The sequence below is a fragment of the Brachyspira catarrhinii genome, from assembly GCF_005518285.1.
In the GTDB taxonomy this organism is placed as follows: domain Bacteria; phylum Spirochaetota; class Brachyspiria; order Brachyspirales; family Brachyspiraceae; genus Brachyspira; species Brachyspira catarrhinii.
Genome location: NZ_SJDU01000701.1, coordinates 1 through 649 on the forward strand (window position 1 = coordinate 1; position 649 = coordinate 649).

Consider the following 649-nt stretch of genomic DNA (forward strand, 5'->3'; position numbering starts at 1 on the left):
GTTCTAATTTAGACTGCGGCATTAAATTATACTCCTATCAAAAGCATATTCTTCTTCTTCAAACAAACTTGATAAACTGTTATGATTTTCTTCAGGCTCATAAGTTTCAAAATAATTATCAAACATAACTATTGAAGTTAGAGCATCTGGAAAATCTACAAAACTAAAAGGATCTCCTTTTTTATAGTTATCTGCTTTTATATCGCTGAAATTAAATAACTGCTGTAATGCGATAAATCCTCTGCCTTGAACTGTATTAATCCACCCTTCAATATTGTTTAAGTTTTCAGGCGGATTATTCCAAGAGCTAGGAAATATCACTTTATCAAATATTGTGTATGATGAGTTTACTATTCTATCTATTTTATTTATTTTTTGATAAAAAGGCTGTACTGTAAAATATCTGCTTAATTTTTTAATAAGTTCTTTTTGTGCGAAATTGCCCTCGCAATAAACTTTTTTTACATTATATCTTTTCATAAACTCAGTAAGAACTTCGTCAGTTGTCCTTATACTGTCATTACGCATTAAACCTGAATCCACTAAATAATAACTTCCTGCCATTTTTTTATAAATGATAGCTGAAGTATAACAATTTTCCGCCCCAAAAGCAGGGTCTACTAAACAATAATTCACATAACAATCTAAC

1 pseudogene is annotated in these 649 nt (G+C 29.4%); it reads right to left on the bottom strand.

From position 1 onward, the window contains the following. Positions 1 to 21: 21 nt before the first annotated feature. Positions 22 to 649, bottom strand: a pseudogene (locus EZH24_RS13125) (phage terminase large subunit); the annotation flags it as partial.